The 20326-nt window shown below is 37.7% G+C and carries 21 protein-coding genes; 2 read left to right on the top strand and 19 right to left on the bottom strand.

Annotated features, from left to right (window positions below; all coding sequences use genetic code 11):
* Window positions 1-167: 167 nt before the first annotated feature.
* From CN288_RS01920 to gpr, 18 genes are all read right to left on the bottom strand, one after another.
* Entirely contained in the window at window positions 168-1127 is a 960-nt protein-coding gene (locus CN288_RS01920; protein WP_098301766.1) for a PhoH family protein, read from the bottom strand.
* Window positions 1128-1130: 3 nt separating this feature from the next.
* Complete coding sequence (yqfD, locus tag CN288_RS01915) at window positions 1131-2330, bottom strand: sporulation protein YqfD (protein ID WP_026589888.1); 1200 nt, start codon at window positions 2328-2330, stop codon at window positions 1131-1133.
* A gap of 134 nt (window positions 2331-2464) precedes the next feature.
* Window positions 2465-2761, bottom strand: a complete 297-nt coding sequence (gene yqfC, locus CN288_RS01910) for a sporulation protein YqfC (protein WP_026589887.1) — start codon at window positions 2759-2761, stop codon at window positions 2465-2467.
* A gap of 108 nt (window positions 2762-2869) precedes the next feature.
* A complete protein-coding gene (locus CN288_RS01905) occupies window positions 2870-3313 on the bottom strand; it encodes a GatB/YqeY domain-containing protein (protein ID WP_026589886.1) in 444 nt (147 codons plus the stop codon).
* 15 nt (window positions 3314-3328) lie between these two features.
* The gene (gene rpsU, locus CN288_RS01900) at window positions 3329-3502 is read right to left on the bottom strand and encodes a 30S ribosomal protein S21 (protein ID WP_000048061.1); all 174 of its coding nucleotides are present in this window, start codon (window positions 3500-3502) and stop codon (window positions 3329-3331) included.
* A gap of 188 nt (window positions 3503-3690) precedes the next feature.
* The gene (gene deoC, locus CN288_RS01895; RefSeq protein ID WP_026589885.1) at window positions 3691-4356 is read right to left on the bottom strand and encodes a deoxyribose-phosphate aldolase; all 666 of its coding nucleotides are present in this window, start codon (window positions 4354-4356) and stop codon (window positions 3691-3693) included.
* 145 nt (window positions 4357-4501) lie between these two features.
* Window positions 4502-5854, bottom strand: a complete 1353-nt coding sequence (gene mtaB, locus CN288_RS01890; protein WP_026589884.1) for a tRNA (N(6)-L-threonylcarbamoyladenosine(37)-C(2))-methylthiotransferase MtaB — start codon at window positions 5852-5854, stop codon at window positions 4502-4504.
* A 6-nt stretch (window positions 5855-5860) separates the two neighbouring features.
* The gene (locus CN288_RS01885) at window positions 5861-6610 is read right to left on the bottom strand and encodes a 16S rRNA (uracil(1498)-N(3))-methyltransferase (protein ID WP_026589883.1); all 750 of its coding nucleotides are present in this window, start codon (window positions 6608-6610) and stop codon (window positions 5861-5863) included.
* 146 nt (window positions 6611-6756) lie between these two features.
* On the bottom strand, window positions 6757-7695 hold the full coding sequence (gene prmA, locus CN288_RS01880; protein WP_026589882.1) for a 50S ribosomal protein L11 methyltransferase: 939 nt from the start codon (window positions 7693-7695) through the stop codon (window positions 6757-6759).
* 28 nt (window positions 7696-7723) lie between these two features.
* The gene (gene dnaJ, locus CN288_RS01875; RefSeq protein ID WP_026589881.1) at window positions 7724-8836 is read right to left on the bottom strand and encodes a chaperone protein DnaJ; all 1113 of its coding nucleotides are present in this window, start codon (window positions 8834-8836) and stop codon (window positions 7724-7726) included.
* Window positions 8837-9055: 219 nt separating this feature from the next.
* Window positions 9056-10891 carry a chaperone protein DnaK gene (gene dnaK, locus CN288_RS01870; RefSeq protein WP_090687534.1) on the bottom strand — a complete coding sequence of 612 codons (1836 nt, stop codon included), beginning with the start codon at window positions 10889-10891 and terminating at the stop codon, window positions 9056-9058.
* 26 nt (window positions 10892-10917) lie between these two features.
* Entirely contained in the window at window positions 10918-11478 is a 561-nt protein-coding gene (grpE, locus tag CN288_RS01865) for a nucleotide exchange factor GrpE (protein ID WP_026589879.1), read from the bottom strand.
* Window positions 11479-11586: 108 nt separating this feature from the next.
* Window positions 11587-12618: a heat-inducible transcriptional repressor HrcA gene (gene hrcA / locus CN288_RS01860; RefSeq protein WP_026589878.1), complete on the bottom strand. Its 1032-nt coding sequence runs from the start codon at window positions 12616-12618 to the stop codon at window positions 11587-11589.
* 134 nt (window positions 12619-12752) lie between these two features.
* Window positions 12753-13892: a radical SAM family heme chaperone HemW gene (gene hemW, locus CN288_RS01855; protein WP_098301765.1), complete on the bottom strand. Its 1140-nt coding sequence runs from the start codon at window positions 13890-13892 to the stop codon at window positions 12753-12755.
* Window positions 13893-13943: 51 nt separating this feature from the next.
* On the bottom strand, window positions 13944-14318 hold the full coding sequence (locus tag CN288_RS01850) for a winged helix-turn-helix transcriptional regulator (protein ID WP_098301764.1): 375 nt from the start codon (window positions 14316-14318) through the stop codon (window positions 13944-13946).
* A 90-nt stretch (window positions 14319-14408) separates the two neighbouring features.
* Window positions 14409-16232 carry an elongation factor 4 gene (gene lepA / locus CN288_RS01845; protein ID WP_026589875.1) on the bottom strand — a complete coding sequence of 608 codons (1824 nt, stop codon included), beginning with the start codon at window positions 16230-16232 and terminating at the stop codon, window positions 14409-14411.
* Between the two features lie 210 nt (window positions 16233-16442).
* The gene (locus tag CN288_RS01840; protein WP_081810949.1) at window positions 16443-16760 is read right to left on the bottom strand and encodes a DUF3679 domain-containing protein; all 318 of its coding nucleotides are present in this window, start codon (window positions 16758-16760) and stop codon (window positions 16443-16445) included.
* A gap of 43 nt (window positions 16761-16803) precedes the next feature.
* Window positions 16804-17907 carry a GPR endopeptidase gene (gpr, locus tag CN288_RS01835; protein ID WP_026589873.1) on the bottom strand — a complete coding sequence of 368 codons (1104 nt, stop codon included), beginning with the start codon at window positions 17905-17907 and terminating at the stop codon, window positions 16804-16806.
* Window positions 17908-18088: 181 nt separating this feature from the next.
* Between gpr and rpsT the strand changes: the two genes are divergently transcribed.
* Window positions 18089-18346 carry a 30S ribosomal protein S20 gene (rpsT, locus tag CN288_RS01830; protein ID WP_001274013.1) on the top strand — a complete coding sequence of 86 codons (258 nt, stop codon included), beginning with the start codon at window positions 18089-18091 and terminating at the stop codon, window positions 18344-18346.
* A gap of 323 nt (window positions 18347-18669) precedes the next feature.
* Here the strand turns inward: rpsT and holA are convergent, their stop codons facing one another.
* Window positions 18670-19683, bottom strand: coding sequence for a DNA polymerase III subunit delta (gene holA, locus CN288_RS01825; RefSeq protein WP_026589872.1), 1014 nt, complete (start codon window positions 19681-19683; stop codon window positions 18670-18672).
* Between the two features lie 492 nt (window positions 19684-20175).
* On the opposite strand from holA, the gene CN288_RS01820 reads away from it, so the two are divergent.
* Window positions 20176-20310: a YqzM family protein gene (locus tag CN288_RS01820; protein WP_001001652.1), complete on the top strand. Its 135-nt coding sequence runs from the start codon at window positions 20176-20178 to the stop codon at window positions 20308-20310.
* The last annotated feature ends 16 nt before the right edge of the window (window positions 20311-20326 follow it).

The following is a 20326-nucleotide window of genomic DNA, read 5'->3' as shown; positions in this document are numbered from 1 at the left end:
AATCCTCACCAATCAAGCTTTTTACAAGCAGGCTTTTAAATTGTATTGTACACTCACAAATACATAAATCTACTTGTCCATCCTTTAATGATAGTAAAAAATAAGCTATTCGCCAACCCTTTCCTCTATCTCTATCATACAAAAAGAAATGATCCTTACAAATAGGATCATTCCATTTTATCATATGCCTCGATAATCCGCTGCACAAGGGGATGTCTTACAACATCTGATTGTTCTAATATAACAAATGAAAGACCTGATACTCCTGATAAAACGTTTGCAGCAATTGAAAGACCTGACTTTACTCCCTTTGGTAAGTCAACCTGTGATGGATCGCCAGTAACAACCATTTTTGAGCTAAAGCCTAGGCGAGTTAAAAACATTTTAATTTGAGCACCAGTTGTATTTTGAGCTTCATCCAAAATAACGAATGAATCATCCAACGTACGCCCCCTCATATACGCAAGAGGTGCAATTTCAATCGTTCCTCTCTCTAGCATACGCTGCGTATATTCTTGCCCAAGAATATCATGAAGTGCATCGTATAAAGGACGTAAATAAGGGTCTACCTTTTCTTTTAAATCACCTGGTAAAAAACCTAAGCTTTCCCCTGCTTCTACAGCTGGTCTCGTTAAAATAATCTTTTTTACATACCCTTGCTTTAATGCTCGTACAGCCATTACCACAGCTAAATACGTCTTCCCTGTACCAGCAGGCCCTATTCCAAATACAATATCATTCTTCTTCATCGCATGAATGTACTGTCTTTGCCCCATTGTTTTCATACGGATGGATTTACCTTTTGCTGTTTTAAAAATTTCCTCTTCATATAGCTCTTCAAAATGAGTTATTTTTCCTTGCCGACCAAGCTGAATTGCATATGCAACATCTCGTTCAGAGATTGATACACCTTTACGAATAACAGCAAGTAATTGCTGTAAGATTTTTTCAACAAGCACCACCGCTTCATCTGTTCCAGATACACGGACAGATTCACCTCGCGTTACGATAGATACAGCAAGTTCTCGCTCAATTACTTTCAAATGTGCATCATTCACTCCAAATAGAGCAATTGCTTCATTATGATTTTCCACTTGTTGATTCATTTCTACTAATTGTTCTGCCATTACTCAGTCTCCTTGAATGTCGGATTCAGATATCGGTTGTGGCTCTGCAATATTTTCAATCACTGTATAATGTAATGTCACTCTTAGATGATCTACCTCAACCTCTTTACGCAAAATCTTATCACTTACAATCATAGCATGTTCATCCAATTTTTTCTTTAGTTCTTTTGCAGCCATTTCCTTTGCTACTTGCATCGCTTGTTTTTCTGTATATTCACGGTTCGCTTCTTCCTCTTCACGCACAATTTCCTTCTCATAAGAAATAGGCAATGAAAAACCGAATAGTTTCACATCATGTTTGATATTCTCAGTACGAGGCCGCTTATACTTATCATGCTGAAATCCCCATATTTTTATTTTAACACTTCCAAAACGAAGATAATGCTCATTATATGAATTTCCTGTATACACTTGAAACGTTGTTTTTAAAGGAACTGTCACTTCAGATTCATACCATGTTTCGCCATATACAATTCCTTTAGCAGAAACAATCGTTGGATTATCCTCTTTTCCAAACATTCCTGACACAAGAAGTTGTCCCTTTTGCACATAATCATTTTTCATTACAACTGGTTTTCCAGTTTCCACAAATGTTTTTGTAACTATCGCCTCTTTTTTTGCAACTAAATGTTGTGGCTTTTGCTCTTTCTCCTTCTCCGGCTCATTTTTTTCAACGATTTTAAAATGATATGTTGTTCCCTTTATCTCTAAACCAGCCCACGTAATTGCATTAATATTATCTGTTAAATGACGTTGAACATCCTCTACACTCGGCATTTGAAATTGCAATCTTCCTTTTTTAATGCCCATTTTGTCCAATTCTTTCATAAGAATATATTCTGTTTCCGGTTTCGCCCCTGTAATCTCAATTTTCCAGACCATGTTTGATAAAGCAATCATACCGAAAAAAAAGATAAGAAACCCAATTAGAAAACCACTATTCTTAAGCAATCGCTTATTCCAAAACGGAAAACCGAAACGTCCAATAAAGTATAGCTCGCATTCATTTTTTCGATAAATCGGTCTCAGCCGTTTCACATCACGAAGTAACATAAAAAATACTAATGTATCTTCTGCAATCTTTTTTACATCCCATACAACTAAATTTCTACGCACACATTCATTAATAAAACGCTCCGCTCCTCTACCTTCAATTCGAACCTTCACATATCCAACCCATCGTGTAAACCATTGATTTTTCATCGTCAGCCCCCACTACCTTTCTCAAAAGCACAGGTGTTATGCGACTATTTTCATAGTGCTTTTTTCAACTTTTAACATTCAAATAGCTCGTACGAAGCGAGATAAGAAGAAAAACTTCACTAATGGAAGTTTTATTATGGTGTATCTTTCTTCTCACTTTCTAAAAACATTACTTGTTCAATATTCCCCTCCAACAAAAGTTCTTCTGGAAGAATCGTTTTAATCACAAATGATTGCCCTTTTATTAATAATTGACCATGTTTTAATAACAACCGTACTTCTTTATCTGTAAATACTAATAATCCTCGATGATTTTCTATATAAATATGCACTTGCCCGACAAGAGTAATACGAGGTAGATCCATTAACACATCCACTGGTAGGTCTATTTGCTTCGTTAGCCAATTTTTCATTTGCACTAATTTCTTCATCTCCAAGACCCCCCTCTCATCCCATATGTATGAAAAAAGGGCTTGTAATATCACGTCCAAATAGAAAAAAAGCATAAAAAAACGTCTCATTTCTCATGAGACGCTTTTTTATGCTAATAGCTGTGCAACCAGCTTATTCACTTGTGATCCGTCTGCTTTACCTTTTACTTTCGGCATAACAGCACTCATCACTTTACCCATATCTGCTTTAGAAGCAGCACCAACCTCAGAAATTACTTGCTTAATTACATTCGCTAGCTCTTCTTCTGTTAGTTGTTCAGGTAAATACGTATTTAAAATCTGAATTTCACTTTGCAGTTTATCAACAAGGTCATCACGACCCGCTTTTTTAAATTCAAGGAGGGAGTCCTTACGCTGTTTTACTTCACGAGTTAAAACTGTTAATTCCTCTTCTTCAGTAAGAGTTTGTTGCAGTTTAATTCCTTCATTTTGCAAAGCAGCCTTAACCATACGAATAACGGTTAATTTTTCTTTTTGTTTATTCTTCATCGCTTGTTTCATATCATCGTTTAAACGACCGAGAAGACTCATAACTTACACCCTCTCTTAGAATTTACGCTTTCTTGCCGCTTCAGATTTCTTCTTACGTTTTACACTTGGTTTTTCATAAAACTCGCGCTTTCTTGCTTCAGCAAGTGTACCAGTTTTAGAAACCGATCTTTTAAAACGGCGAAGTGCATCCTCCAAAGACTCGTTTTTACGAACGACTGTTTTTGACATTCTCTTTCCCTCCCTCCGAAACATCACACTTACATACTAACTTCAGCATGCAAAAAGAAACACTTCTTCAGCATGTCTTTTACGATTATAATACATTTTGTCACTTCAGGTCAACTATTTGACAGAATAAAAGAAGAGTATCAGCTTCAATACCCTCCAATTCTGAACGAACAACTTCCACTTTTAAATTAATAATCCGTTGTTGCTGTTTTTCCACTCACTAAAGCTACGCCTGCACTTGTACCGATACGCGTCGCTCCTGCTTCTACCATTCTATCCATATCTTCTCCGTTACGAACACCACCAGAAGCTTTCACACCAATTTCTGGTCCAACTGTTTTTCTCATTAGTGCTACGTCTCCCACTGTTGCTCCACCTGTTGAGAAGCCTGTTGATGTTTTTACAAAATCCACACCTGATTTTACAGATAATTTACAAGCACGAACTTTTTCTTCTTCTGTTAATAGGCACGTTTCAATAATAATTTTCACAAGCGCTTTTCCTTTTGCAGCCTCTACAACCGCACGAACATCACGCTCTACTAATTCATCATTTTTATCTTTTAATGCACCAATGTTAATTACCATATCAACTTCCGTTGCACCTTTTGCAATTGCATCTTTTGTTTCAAACGCTTTTGTTTCTGGTGTATTCGCCCCAAGCGGGAAGCCGATTACTGTACAAACTTTTACATCTGTACCTTTTAATAATTCAGCTGCAGTCTCAACCCAAGTAGGGTTTACACATACAGACGCAAAGTCATGCTTTTTTGCTTCTTCACATAACGTAACAATCGCTTCTTTTTTTGTATCCGGTTTTAATAATGTGTGGTCAATTAATTTTGCATAGTTCATTTTTCATATGCCCCTTTCTTCACTACACGGTCGTCTGACAACCATAACGGTTAGCATTATAGCATGAAATATTACATCTTCATATCTTAACTTCTCCAGCAAAGAAAAAAGCATGCAAACCCTTTTTCGTTTGCATGCTTTCCTATTACGCGCTTGCTGATTCTTTTTTCACATCATCTTCAAGAACACGAACAAATTGCGCTTCGTTATATGGATAACCAGCTTTTGTAATCTTCACTTTTACTAGTTTACCGATTAATTCTTCAGATCCTTCAAACACAACTTTTAAGTAATTATCTGTATAACCTACATATAATCCTTCTCGATCGCCATCTTTGAAAGGCTCTTCTGGAATAATTTCAAGAACTTCCCCTTCAAATTGAGAAGCATACTCTTTCGCCAATTGATTTGATAATTCAATTAGGCGGTGCACACGATCATTTTTGACTTCCTCGGGAATTTGGTCATCCATACGAGCCGCAGGTGTTCCTGTACGTTTCGAATAAGGGAACACGTGTAATTCAGAGAAACGGTTTTCTTTAATGAAATTATATGTTTCCATAAACTCCTCTTCCGTTTCACCAGGGAAACCAACAATTACATCAGATGTAATCGCAAGGCCTGGTAACGCTTCTTTTAAACGATCTAAACGCTCTTGGAAAAACTCCATTGTATACTTACGGCGCATACGTTTTAGTACAGTGTTAGAACCTGATTGCAGCGGAATGTGCAAGTGACGCACAACTACTTCAGATTTATCTAGCACTTCAATTACTTCATCTGAAATTTGACTCGCTTCGATTGAAGAGATACGAAGGCGTTTTAAACCAGTTACCTCTGCTTCCATATCGCGAAGTAATCCAGCTAAGTTATAATCCTTCATGTCTTCACCGTATCCACCTGTATGAATACCAGTTAATACGATTTCTTTATACCCTGCATCAACTAATTGCTGCGCCTGATGAATAACTTCTTTTCCATCACGAGAACGCATTAAACCACGTGCCCAAGGAATGATACAGAACGTACAAAAGTTATTACAACCTTCTTGTATTTTTAAAGATGCACGTGTACGATCAGTGAAATACGGTACATCAAGCTCTTCATATACACGTGTTTTCATAATGTTGCGGACGGCATTGATTGGCTGACGTTCTTTACGGAACTCTTCAATATACCCTAGCATTTTTTCACGATCTTGTGTACCAACTACGATATCTACACCTGGAATCGCCATGATTTCCGCTGGAGATGTTTGTGCGTAACATCCTGTTACACAAATAACAGCGTCCGGATTTTGACGTACCGCACGTCGAATAACTTGACGGCTTTTTTTGTCTCCAGTATTTGTTACTGTACATGTATTGATTACATATACATCAGCTTTCTTTTCATACTCAGTTCTTTCATAACCACCCTGTTTAAATAATTGCCAAATTGCTTCTGTTTCATAGTGGTTTACTTTACAACCTAACGTGTGAAACGCAACAGTTGCCATTAATCATCACTCCATCAATTCAAAATGATAAGAAGCAGCACTTAACGCGTAAAGCGGCGCCGTTTCCGTTCGTAAAATCCTCGGTCCTAAACTACATGGTACAAATTTATGTTCACGAAGCGCAGAAATTTCTTCCTCAGATAGACCACCTTCTGGGCCAAATACAATCAACAGCCTTTGACCGCGTTCAAGTGCTGCTAAAGCCTTCGCAAAATTAGCTTTTTCGCCTTGCTTTGCTTCCTCTTCATACGCAACAAGACAAGCATCATAATCACTACTCATCGCAAGCAATTGTTTAAATGATGCCGGGGCCTGTACATCTGGAATTTCACTTCTATGCGATTGTTCTGCCGCTTCTTTCACAATTTTTTTCAAACGCTCAACTTTTTTATCTGCTTTTTTCGCATCCCATTTTACGATAGAACGAGATGCTTGAAATGGTAAAAATGCAGCTGCTCCAAGCTCAGTTCCTTTTTGGAAAATAAGCTCTAACTTGTCTCCTTTAGGCAGTCCACTTGCAATCGTTACGAACACTGGCAGTTCGCTTGACGCCTCTACCCATTCTACAATAGCACTATCCACAAATTCACTGGTAATTTCAGCAATTGTACACATTGCCGTTTTACCGTTTACACAGCAATAAATGTGATCACCTGCTGACATGCGCATCACTCTTGCGATATGATGTACATCATCGCCTACAATGCGAATACTTGCATTATTTACATATTTTTCTTCTACAAAATAACGTTGCATCTCATCACCTTAGCAAAGTTTCGTTCCTTTCGTAAGTCCATACTTACGAAAAGAACGAAACGTTATCATTTTCATATAACAAACGGCAAGTCCCTCGCTTTATACAGCGAGAGACTTCTACGTTTATTATAAATATAAATTATATATTACGCATTTCGTGCAATGATTGCTACCCAATCTTCCATTCTTAAAACTTCTTCAATTGTAAATCCAGCTTTTTCTAGAGCTTCAGAAATTATTTTTTCTTTTGCTGCAATAATACCAGATGTAATAAATAGTCCGCCCTGCTTTACAACTCTCGCTGCATCTTCAGGGAATAAAAGAATAATTTCCGCAAGTAAATTCGCTACAATTAAATCTACTGGGCCTTCAATACCTTCTAATAAACTATTTTGTCCTACAGATACGACATCGTCCGTTTTATTTAAACGAACATTCATCTCTGCACTTTCAACTGCAACTGGATCTAAGTCATATGCTTGAACAGACGCTGCACCTAATTTTGCTGCTGCAATACTTAATACACCTGAACCTGTTCCAACATCAATTACTGTATTACCTGGCTGAACTGTTTTTTCTAACGCACGAATACACATCGTTGTTGTTGGATGCGTCCCTGTACCAAACGCCATACCTGGATCTAACTCAATAATTTTTTCATTTGGAGAAGACGGTGTATATTCTTCCCATGTCGGCACAATTGTGAATGTATCAGAAATTTGAACTGGATGATAATATTTTTTCCAAGCAGTCGCCCAGTCTTCCTCATCGACTTCATTAATCGTGATATTTCCTGTACCAATTTCGATGTCGTAAGATGGAAGTACATCAATAGATGATTTTACACTTGCAACTGTTTCATGTAAAGAATCCGTTTGTGGGAAGTATGCTTTTATTATCACGCCATCCTCTGGATATTCAGCTGGATTCAACGCATAAATTTCTCCATACTGTTGCTCACGCTCTTTTGTTAATTCTGCCGGATCTTCAATCGCTACGCCACTAGCACCTGCTTCATGTAAAATATGAGAGACAGCTTCTACTGCTTCCTCTGTTGTATGAATACTAATTTCTGACCATTTCACAATTTACCAACTCCATTTTTTATTTCCATTATTCCCCTTTGAAAGCCCGTTTAAGCTTTCCAAATAAGCTATCATCTTGATCTTCCTGTCCTGCAAATTCACGCAATAATTCTTTTTGATGTGCTGTTAATTTCGTTGGTACAACAACACGAACTACTACGTATTGATCTCCTTGTCCATACCCACGTACATTTGGAGCCCCTTTTCCTTTTAGACGGAATTCCGTTCCAGTTTGTGTACCCGCTGGAATTTTTAGTTTTATTTTCCCATGAACCGTTGGGACTTCCACTTCAGCACCAAGTGCTACTTGTGCGAATGTTAATGGCATTTCACAAATAATATGATCCCCATCACGCTCGAAGAATTCGTGATCTCTTACCTGAACAACAACATATAAGTCCCCAGCTGGGCCTCCGTTCACACCCGCTTCACCTTTACCAGACACACGGATTTGTTGGCCATTATCAATACCTGCTGGAATTTTAACGTTAATTTTTTTACGTTTACGTACTTTTCCAGATCCATGACATGTTGTACATTTCTCTTTAATCATTTGTCCTGTTCCTGAACAATGTTTACACGCTTGACGATTTACAATGCGACCAAACGGCGTATTTTGTTCTACACTCACTTGCCCTGTTCCTGAACAGTGTTTACATGTCTCTTTTGAAGTTCCTGGTTTTGCACCGCTACCATGACATGTATCACAAGGATCTTCCACTGGAATTTCGATATTTAATTCTTTACCAAAAATAGCTTCTTCAAAATTTAAAGTAACTTGATATTGCAAATCAGCGCCTTGGCGTGGTGCATTTGGATCACGACGTCTGCCGCCACCTCCGCCAAAGAATGAGCTAAAGATGTCTTCAAATCCGAATCCACCACCAAAATCTCCACCGCCAAAGCCACCAAAGCCTTGATTTGGATCCGCATGACCAAACTGATCGTATTGCGCACGTTTTTGATCATCACTTAACACTTCATACGCTTCTTGTACTTCTTTAAATTTTTCAATTGCATTTTCTTCTTTACTTACGTCTGGATGATATTTTTTCGCCAAACGACGGTATGCTTTTTTGATTTCATCTTTTGATGCGCCCTTGCTAAGGCCAAGCACCTCATAATAATCTCTTTTATTCATAAATTTGTAACCCCCGAATCTTTCACATAAACGTAATTTTAACACCGAAAGAAAGTGCTTTGCAACAAAGTTTCCTTACTTACAGTATGCAAAAACAAAAACGTAAGACCCTTAACTAAAATACTTAGTTCATACTAAGCCCTTTTCTTATTCGTGAAAAAAGCCAAAGTCAAGGCACGCTTGACTTTGACTTTTTGTCATCTTACTTATTTTGTTTTATTACTTGTCTTCTTTTACTTCTTCAAACTCAGCATCAACTACATTGTCATTTTTTGCACCAGCGTTACCTTGTGCACCTTCTGCTTGCTGAGCACCAGCAGCCGCTTGAGCTTGCTCATACAATTTTACAGTTAGTTGTTGTACGATTTCTTGAAGAGCATCTTTTTTCGTACGGATTTCATCAAGATCATTTTTCTCGATTGCCGCTTTTAATGCATCTTTCGCTTCTGTTGCTTTCGCCACTTCAGCTGCATCTACTTTACCTTCTAAATCTTTTACAACTTTATCTGTTTGGAATACAAGTTGGTCAGCTTCATTACGAAGTTCAACTTCTTCCTTACGTTTTTGGTCCGCATCAGCATTTGATTCTGCTTCTTTTACCATACGCTCTACTTCTTCATCAGAAAGACCTGAAGAAGATTGAATTGTAATTGTTTGTTCTTTGCTTGTTCCTAAGTCTTTTGCACGTACATTAACGATACCGTTCGCATCAATATCGAATGTTACTTCAATTTGTGGAATACCACGTGGTGCTGGTGGGATATCAGTTAATTGGAAGCGACCTAATGTTTTGTTGTCAGCTGACATCGGGCGCTCACCTTGTAGTACGTGAATGTCTACTGCAGGTTGGTTATCAGCAGCAGTTGAGAATACTTGTGACTTACTCGTTGGAATTGTTGTATTACGTTCGATTAATTTTGTAAATACGCCACCCATCGTTTCGATACCTAAAGAAAGTGGAGTTACATCTAATAGTAGAACGCCTTCTACATCACCAGTAAGCACGCCACCTTGAACTGCAGCACCTAATGCTACAACTTCATCAGGGTTAACACCTTTGTATGGTTCTTTACCAGTTTCACGTTTAATAGCTTCTTGTACAGCTGGGATACGAGTAGAACCACCAACAAGGATAACACGATCTAATTCGCTTGCAGATAGACCAGCGTCTTTTAATGCACGACGAGTCGGTTCTAACGTTCTTTCAACAAGGCTTGCTGAAAGCTCTTCGAATTTCGCTCTTGTTAATGTTAATTCTAAGTGTAATGGACCAGCAGCCCCAGCACTAATGAATGGTAATGAAATTTGTGTTTGTGTTACACCAGAAAGATCTTTTTTCGCTTTTTCAGCTGCATCTTTCAGACGTTGAAGCGCCATTTTATCTTGGCTTAAATCAATGTTGTTTTCTTTTTTGAATTCAGCTACTAAGTGATCGATGATAACTTGGTCAAAGTCATCTCCACCAAGACGGTTGTCACCAGCAGTTGAAATAACCTCAAATGTTCCATCAGCTAACTCAAGGATAGATACGTCAAATGTACCGCCACCTAAGTCATATACTAAGATTTTTTGTTCTTCATCTTGTTTTTCCAAACCGTAAGCAAGCGCTGCTGCTGTTGGTTCGTTAATAATACGCTCAACTTCTAAACCAGCAATACGACCAGCATCTTTTGTTGCTTGGCGCTCTGCATCGTTGAAGTATGCAGGTACTGTAATAACAGCTTTCGTTACTGTTTCACCTAAGTATGCTTCAGCAGAAGCTTTTAAGTTTTGTAAAATGATCGCAGAAATTTCTTGAGGCGTATATTCTTTACCCTCAACTTCTACTTTGTAGTCTGTACCCATATGACGTTTAACAGACATGATTGTGTTTGGGTTTGTAATTGCTTGACGTTTCGCAACTTCCCCAACTTGACGCTCTTCATTTTTGAAAGCTACAACAGAAGGCGTTGTACGGTTTCCTTCTGGATTTGGGATAACCTTTGGTTCTCCACCTTCCATAACAGCTACACAAGAGTTTGTTGTACCTAAGTCAATACCGATAATTTTACTCATGGCGAATCCTCCTACTTTTATGTAAATTATTGATTTACTTTTACCATTGATGGGCGAATCACACGGTCTTTTAGTCTATAACCTTTTTGGAATTCTTCCACAACCGCGTTTGATTCAAATTCACTGTCTTCTACTTGCATAACAGCTTGGTGTTCATGAGGATCAAACTGTTTACCAACAGCTTCAATCGCTTCCACACCTTCTTTTGTCATCGCTTCTACCAATTGACGATACACCATTTCCATACCTTGTAATAAGGACTTCATTTGCTCGTCATTTGCTTCCACTTGCATTGCTCTTTCAAAGTTATCAAGAGCTGGCAAGATATCTGAAACAAGACTTTGTGCTCTATATTTTTCAGCAGCCTGTTTATCCATTTGAACACGGCGCTTATAATTTTCAAAATCAGCTTGTAGACGTAGCATGCGCCCTTCCGTTTCCGTCAGTTTCACTTGCAATTCATCTACCTTTTCTTGTAAAAGAGCCGCTTCACTTTTTTCTTCTACCACAGTTTCTTCACTGCTCTTTGCTGTAATAGTTTCTTCATTTTGCGCTTCTTCAACTACTTGTTCGTTACGCTCTTCCACAACTTTCACCTCCTTAAAAGGCACCTGGGCTCATGCTAAGCATGAGCACCCAAGCATATTTTATGTTACACACCAGCAATGATTATGTTCACCGCTTGAGCGAATTTATTATTTTGATTTATACAATCCGTTTAAGCCGTCTGTAAATTGTCTTGTAAACAATTGTAACAGACTAATCACGCGAGAGTATTGCATTCTCGTTGGTCCTAAAATTGCAATGGTCCCAATCTGTTCTTCACCAATGGAATAAGTTGCAGAGATTAAACTACAATCCTCCATAGCAATCGAAGAATTTTCTCGACCAATTTTCACTTGAATACCGACTTGTTTATTACGCAAAATATCGTAAAATGCGGCTTCATTATCAATCATAGTTAGCAAGGAACGTACCTTTTGGATGTCATGAAACTCCGGTTGCGAAAGCATATTGGCTTTCCCGCCAAAGTATATTTTTTCCGATAAAGGCACTTGAAATGTACCATCCAACATTTTTATTGCACTATCATAATTATGGACGTAGCCACGCAGAACCGTCACAATCTCTTTGAAAATTTTATTATGCAATTCCGCCATCGGTACACCCGATAGTTTTTCATTTAAAATATTAACCATTTTTTCTAAATCTGATAAATCAACAGATTTCGGAACGGTAATCGTTTTGCTTTGCACATGCCCTGTATCTGTTACAATAATTGCGACTGCTGTTTGATGATCAAGCGGAACGATTTGTACATTTCTCAACTTATTTGTACTCACTTTCGGCCCAAGAACTATCGCCGTATAATTTGTGAGTTCTGATAAAATTTGAGCTGATTGCTGTGCAACCTTCTCTGCTTCAAAAATTCTTTCAGCAAATAAATCTTTAATCTGTACAATCTCCTCGTTTGGTAAATTCTGTGGCGCTAAAAGATGATCTACATAAAATCGGTATCCCTTTTCTGAAGGAACCCTTCCTGAAGAACTGTGTGTTTTTTCAATAAAACCTAGTTCCTCTAAATCAGCCATTTCATTTCGAATAGTAGCGGAGCTAAATGTAATTTCATCTTTTTTAGCCAACGTCCTTGACCCAACAGGCTGCGCTGATCCAATAAAGTCATCAATAATTGTTTGTAAAATTAAGAGCTGACGTTCCGTAAGCATCTCATCATCACCTCTGTTAGCACTCTTTGTCTTCGAGTGCTAAATCTATTAATAACTTACCAAAATTGACATTCAATTGTCAACGGAAACGTCACGAAATATTAAAACTTTTTCATATACATGAAACATCTAAGTTAATCAACTAAAAACGATTGAAACACTTCATTACCTAATAACTTCCCTTGTCTCGTTAAACAAACATGACCATCTTTTTCCTCTAGCAATCCATGCTCTTTGTTATATAGTAACTGTCTCGCAAAGATTTCATCCATCTCCACTCCAAATTTCTGTTGAAATCCTATTCTAGAAACACCTTTTGTTTTTCGAAGTCCTAAGAATAATTCCTCTTCCATTTTTTCTATTTTTGTTACCTCATGGACATCTAAATAAGGAAATCCTGTCTCATCGATTTTTGAAAAATACTGTTTAAGGGGCCCGACATTTTGAATACGCTCACCATTTACATAACTATGAGCACCAGCTCCAAAACCATAATACGTTTCATTATTCCAGTATGTGAGATTATGCCTACTTTCATAGCCTTCTTTTGAAAAATTACTAATTTCATACTGATGGTAACCGTACTTCTCCATCTCATCCATTACTATTTCATACATTCGTGCCTCATGATCTTCCCCTGGAAGCCTTAATTTCCCCTTATTCATTAAATTATAAAAAACTGTTTTGGGTTCGACAATTAATGAATATGCAGAAAAATGTTGAACTCCAAGCGTAAAAGCAATGTCCAGTGTGTCTTTCACGTCTTCTATCGTTTGTCCTGGCAGCGCGTAAATTAAATCAACATTAATATTCGTAAAGCCAACTTCCTGCGCCTCACGAATCGCTACAAATGCATCTTCCCTCGTATGCTTACGTCCAATCTTCTCTAGCAATTCATCTCGAAACGTTTGCACACCAAAACTGATTCGGTTCACGCCACCTTCTAATAATAGGTTTAATTTTTCTTTCGGTAAATCTCCAGGATTCGCTTCAAACGTTAATTCACACTCTGGAGCGAACGGACGTAAACGACGATTAATAATAGCAAGCAACTTTTTAGTCTGCTCCATATTTAATGCTGTTGGTGTCCCGCCCCCAACAAAAATCGTTTTCATATTTTCAAACGGTACCTTTTGAACCGTATTTATTATCTCTTTCTCTAAATACTCCAAATATTGATCAACTGGCTGACGTTCAATAAAAACTTTATTAAAATCACAATAGTGACAAATATGCTGACAAAACGGAATATGAATATATGCAGTTTGCATCAAATTTTACTCCTACCTTTCTAAAAAGAAAACCTCCGCATTTCGGAGGCCCCTTTACTTCTCTAACCCATTACGAATTTGCTTCATCCGCATTTTCCCCCAATCATACATCATTTCGACGATTGGTAAAAGCGACATGCCTAAATCCGTCATAAAATATTCTACGCGCGGAGGCACTTCTGGATATACCGTCCGATCAATAATCCCATCTTCCATTAATTCTTTTAGTTGATTAGACAATACCTTATGAGAAATGTTCGGGAATAAGCGTTGCAACTCACTAAAGCGATGTGGTCCTTCTACACCTAAATGCCACAAGATTACAACCTTCCACTTCCCACTAATAATAGAGAGGGTTAATTCTTTTTCACAATTAAAATCACCATTTTGCATTTTTTCTTGAATATCTTTTCGAATATTTTCAGACATCATTCGTCTCCTAACTCTATAGCAATCCTTACTTTCTTCCTTGTACGAAAGATACAGAAAAAGAAGCCGCACAAACGGCTTCCTTTCTTATTAGTTATCATCCATTTTCAACACAGCCATGAATGCTTCTTGTGGTACTTCTACAGAACCAACAGACTTCATACGTTTTTTACCTTCTTTTTGTTTATCAAGAAGTTTACGCTTACGAGAAATGTCACCACCGTAACATTTTGCAAGTACGTTTTTACGCATCGCTTTAATTGTAGAACGCGCTACAACTTTGTTCCCAATTGTCGCTTGAATTGGCACTTCAAACTGTTGTCTTGGAATTAATTCTTTTAATTTTTCTACAATTACTTTACCACGGTCATACGCTGAATCACGATGTACGATAAATGATAATGCATCAACTTGTTCAGAATTTAAAAGAATATCCATCTTCACAAGTTTAGATGGTTTATAGCCGATTAACTCGTAGTCAAATGACGCATATCCCTTCGTATTTGATTTTAGTTGATCGAAGAAATCATATACGATTTCAGAAAGTGGGATTTCATATGTCAATGTAACACGTGTTTCATCTAAATATTGCATATCAATAAACGTACCACGTTTACCTTGGCAAATTTCCATTACAGCTCCAACATAGTCATTCGGAACCATGATTGCAGCTTTTACAAATGGTTCTTCTACACGGTCAATGGACTGCGGATCTGGCATGTTAGATGGGTTATCGACAATCAAATCTTCACCGCTTGTTAAATATACTTTATAAATAACACTTGGTGCTGTTGTAATTAAATCAATCTTGAATTCACGTTCAATACGTTCTTGAATAATTTCCATATGAAGTAAACCTAAGAATCCACAGCGGAAACCGAAACCTAATGCTTGAGATGTTTCAGGTTCAAACTCAAGTGCAGAATCATTTAATTCCAATTTTTCTAATGCATCACGTAAATCATTATAACGCGCAGAATCAATTGGGTATAAACCACAGAATACCATTGGGTTTAATTTACGGTAACCTGGTAATGGCTCTGCTGCTGGGCGTTTTGCATGTGTGATTGTATCACCAACGCGTGTGTCTCCCACATTTTTAATAGATGCTGCTAAGAATCCTACATCACCTACTGTTAATTCTTCACGCTGCGTTGTTTTCGGTGTGAATACACCTACTTCTGTTACTTCGAACTCTTTACCAGTTGCCATCATACGTACTTTATCGCCAACTTTTACTGTCCCATTTACAACACGGATATACGCAATTACACCGCGGTACGGATCATATAAAGAGTCAAAAATCATACATTGAAGCGGCTCTTCTGGGTCGCCGTCTGGAGCTGGTACTTTTTCAACAATTTGTTCTAAAATGTCTTCAATACCAATACCAGCTTTCGCCGAAGCAAGTACAGCTTCCGATGCATCTAAACCGATTACATCTTCTACTTCTTGACGAACACGTTCTGGATCAGCGCTCGGCAAATCGATTTTATTAATAACTGGTAAAATTTCCAAATTATTATCAAGCGCTAAATATACGTTTGCTAATGTTTGTGCTTCAATACCTTGCGCTGCATCAACAACAAGGATTGCACCTTCACAAGCCGCTAAACTACGAGATACTTCATACGTAAAGTCGACGTGTCCTGGTGTATCGATTAAGTGAAGAATATATTCTTCACCATCTTTTGCTTTATACGTTAATTGAACTGCATTTAATTTAATTGTAATACCACGCTCACGCTCTAAATCCATAGAGTCAAGTAACTGAGCTTTCATTTCACGTTGTGTTAAAGCGTTTGTTTTCTCCAAAATACGGTCTGCTAACGTTGACTTTCCGTGGTCAATATGAGCAATGATGGAGAAGTTACGAATGTTAGACTGCCTTTTTGCTCTTTCTTCTTTATTCATCTATGTTCTCAACTCCTAATAGTCTCGCCAATATACACTAGCACTGATTATATCAATAGAGCAGCAAAGATTCAATGAAAACTAGTGCTGCTTATCAGACAAATCTTTCTCTCTTTATCTTATGCGAGCAAAACATAAGAGACAAACCTTTTTGTAACAAAAAATGGTTGTCTTACAAAATTATAAGACAACCATTTTTTATTCTCCCAATTAATTAAAAATATCTTTTATTTTTCCAACTACTACATCTGTACTAAACTTAGTGATACTTCGCATACATTCCGCAATTCCCATTCCCAACCCTTCTACAACATTAAAGCTTCTGAGATTTTCTAACTGCTTTTGTTTTTCACGTGCCGAAAATATGCCTCCTAAAATTTCGGGATTAACATCCCCACTCCCAGTTCCCGTCATTTGGGCAACTTGTTCATACGTTGGTTGCCGATAACCTTTCATGCTTTTTAAGCCATGATTAGCCATCCCAATTCCCATTATCATAAAAAAAAGAAACAGAATCACACAGCTCATACACTGAAGCGTAAATCGACTCAATTTCGGCCGCCCCTTTTCATCAATGCGTATATGCACCTGTGTTATCTTGATCAATTTGATGATGAAGTGCGGCATTTAAACCACTCGCGATTACATTTGCCATATCTTCAATAAACGCATCTACTTCTTTTGGGGTCACCATTAAATTATGTCCAAGAGGTGATAATACCTCATAAATTAACTTTCGCTTTTCTTCTTCTTCCAATGTACCGACTGCTCCTAAAAACATATTACGGCTTTTTTCATCCGGCATATCTTCCTCTGTTAATTTTTTCTTTTCTCCAAATGTAAAGCCGGCTGGTAATAAAGAACGAGACGGTTTATCGCCTTCTCTCATTTCACGACCAAAATGTTTTAAAATAAAATCAATTGTATCGCTCGTAATGGAAACAGCATCTACAACCGTCGGAACACCAATGGCAATTACCGGGATTCCGAGCGTCTCTTTACTCAGTTCTTTTCGTTTATTTCCTACACCAGACCCAGGATGAATTCCCGTATCTGAAATCTGTACCGTACTATTTACTCGTTCAATAGACCTAGCAGCAAGTGCATCAATCGCAATAACAAAATCTGGTTTTGTTTTTTCAATGATGCCGTAAATGACATCACTCGTTTCAATCCCTGTAATCCCCATTACACCTGGGCGAATTGCACTAACGGGACGATACCCTTCTTCCACGCTTTCAGGCTGTAATTTGAAAAGGTGACGTGTCACAAGCACATTTTCTACAACGATTGGACCGAGCGCATCTGGTGTTACATTCCAATTCCCTAATCCGACGATTAAACAGCTTGCCTCTTTAGAGACTCCAATTTCTTCCAAAAAATGAGAGAATTCTTTTGCAAAAATACGTTCCACTTTTTGTTGTAATTCTGTATCTTGTTGACGAATCCCCTGCACTTCAAGCGTTAAATAATTTCCAGGCTTTTTACCCATCGCTTCCGAAGCACTCTCATCGATGATCACTTTCGTAATCGTAACCCCTTCTTCTTCACGCTCTTTTACAACAACACCTTTAATTCCCGTTTGTTCTTGCTGACGTTCTTGCAACATTTGATGAGCTTCTACCGCAAGGTCTGTTCTAACACTGTATTTACTTAAATCTAATGGTTCTTTCATCGTATCTCCTCCGCAATTCATAGTAAATATAGTTAGATTCCCCAAAATTATATAAGGTCATTCTTTCCTTTACATGAAATTTCATTGATCTCGCTATTGCAATTCTCTTCTTCGTTTGATAGAATATCACTTGTTCTATGTAAGTATCGAGTCACTCGATCGCACCAGGGAGGTGAAAAGTATGGCAAACATTAAATCTGCTATCAAACGCGCTAAACTTAGCGAAGAGCGTCGTGCACATAACGCTTCTATCAAATCTGACATGCGTACAGCTGTTAAAACTGTAGAAGCTTTAGTTACTAATAACGATCTTGAAAATGCTAAAGAAGCTTTCAAAACTGCTTCTAAAAAACTTGACAAAGCAGCTCGTAAAGGTCTTATCCACCAAAACGCTGCAGCTCGTCAAAAGTCTCGCTTAGCGAAACAAGTAAACGCGTAAGGCGTTTAAAAACGATCCATTCGGGTCGTTTTTTTATATACAAAAAAGTTCACGCAGCAAACGGCATGAACTTTTTATTTTATCCAGCTACGGCAACTAGAAACTCCAGCCATTTCACACTCTCGGTCGAAGCCAAAAGCGCTTCTCAGTCGAGCGCTCCAATGCCTTACGCTTCTTAGCAAGCTGCCTTCGCTTTTATTTTATCCAGCTACGGCAACTAGAAACGCCAGCCATTTCACACTCTCGGTCGAAGCCAAAAGCGCTTCTCAGTCGAGTGCTCCAATGCCTTACGCTTCTTGGCAAGCTGCCTCCGCTTTTATTTTTTATCCAATATGATTTAAACGCATTAAGAAAAACTCTAAGACAAGTTTCTTATCCATTTTCCCCGTTTTCATACTATAATCAGCTTCAGCTAATTCTAAAATAACCTTTTTTAATTCTTCAAACGAGAAAAGTTTCGTTTGATTCATCGCCAACTTTACTCGGTATGGATGAACACCAATATGCGAAGCAATTTGATTTTGTCCGTATCCGCGTTGCTGCAATTCTTTTACTTGGTATAGCAAACGAAATTGACTTACTAATAATGCCAATAATTTAATCGGTTCCTCTTGCTGCGTAAATAATCCATCTAAAATTTGCATAGCCCCAGCAATATCTTTTTTCACTACCTTTTCTGTTAACGCAAACACATTTTGTTCAACCGATTTTGGTACAAGTTCTGCCACAAGTCCTGTTGTAATTTCTCCTCCCATACCAACATAAAGGGTCAACTTGTCCATTTCCTTTGCTAACATCGTTACATTGCTTCCTACAAGCTCTAACAGCAAACCAACAGCTGTTTCCTCAATATGTACATGCACTTCATCCGCACGAGCCACAATCCATTTACGAACGTCCTGCACTTGCATCGCATTGGCTTCTACCACATCTGCAGTTTTCTTTAATAATTTTGTGATTTTTTTCCGCTCATCTAATTTTTCATAGGGGGCCACAAATACAACAAGCGAAAATGGAGATGGTTCTGCAATATACTCCTCTAAAATCTTTATATTTTGTTCTAATTTCTCTTTTTGTGAAGTTAAAAACAACGGGGATTTAATTAGTAATATTTTACGTTCTCCAAAAAAAGGAAGCGTCCGTGCATCTTCTACTACATCTTCTAAATACGCTTCTTCTAAGTCATACGTTACAACATTAAATTCACGATCTTCTTCAGCTAGCGATTCATTCGTTATAAGCTTTATTGTTTCATTTATAAAATAAGCTTCCGTTCCATATATTAAATACAGCGGCGCAAACTGTTTCTTTTTAATCTTCTTATGTATATCACTCATATTTTTTCCTACTCCCTAACTTGGCAATATATCTATATACTAATGCGGTATCTTTTGTTTTACAAGTACAAAGGAACAGGCTTAAGGCCCGTCCCTTTATCTATATAAAACGCCACGCAATAAGTCCCGGGATTCTTATTGGTGTGCGGTAACCGCTTTACTATTATTATTCGCAACTGCCTGATAAGTATAATTGTTAACTGTTAACATGCATGGAAATCAAATTCCCGCCTTTTACTCACATAAGATTCAACACTTACCTCTACTCATATCTTCTCATTTCTTTCGCTATTTACGAGTAAAACCCTCACTCAAAATTTAACGAAAGAAAAGAAGTTAGATACAGGATCAAACGCTCAATTAGTTAAGAGAGATAATGAGTAAGGGCGAAAGTATCACTGATTAAAACCTCCCTTTATCTTCATATGGAAATTGTAGATTTTTTTCTGACAATATTTTATACTAAAATGGAATGTTGGGGAGGGATTCTAAATGAATGAATTTGAGCAAAACGTTCAAAGTAAACGCAATGACGCTATTGATTCAGGGGTAGGTTTTATCGTCTCATTTGGTTTTTTCGCAACACTTTTCATTATCGCAACAATTATTAAATTTATTGGTTCTTAAAGGCTGCTACTTGCAG

This window comes from Bacillus sp. AFS023182, assembly GCF_002560575.1.
In the GTDB taxonomy this organism is placed as follows: Bacteria; Bacillota; Bacilli; order Bacillales; family Bacillaceae_G; genus Bacillus_A; species Bacillus_A arachidis.
The sequence above is the reverse complement of the archived record's forward strand: the minus strand, read 5'-3'. Positions and strand labels throughout refer to the sequence as shown.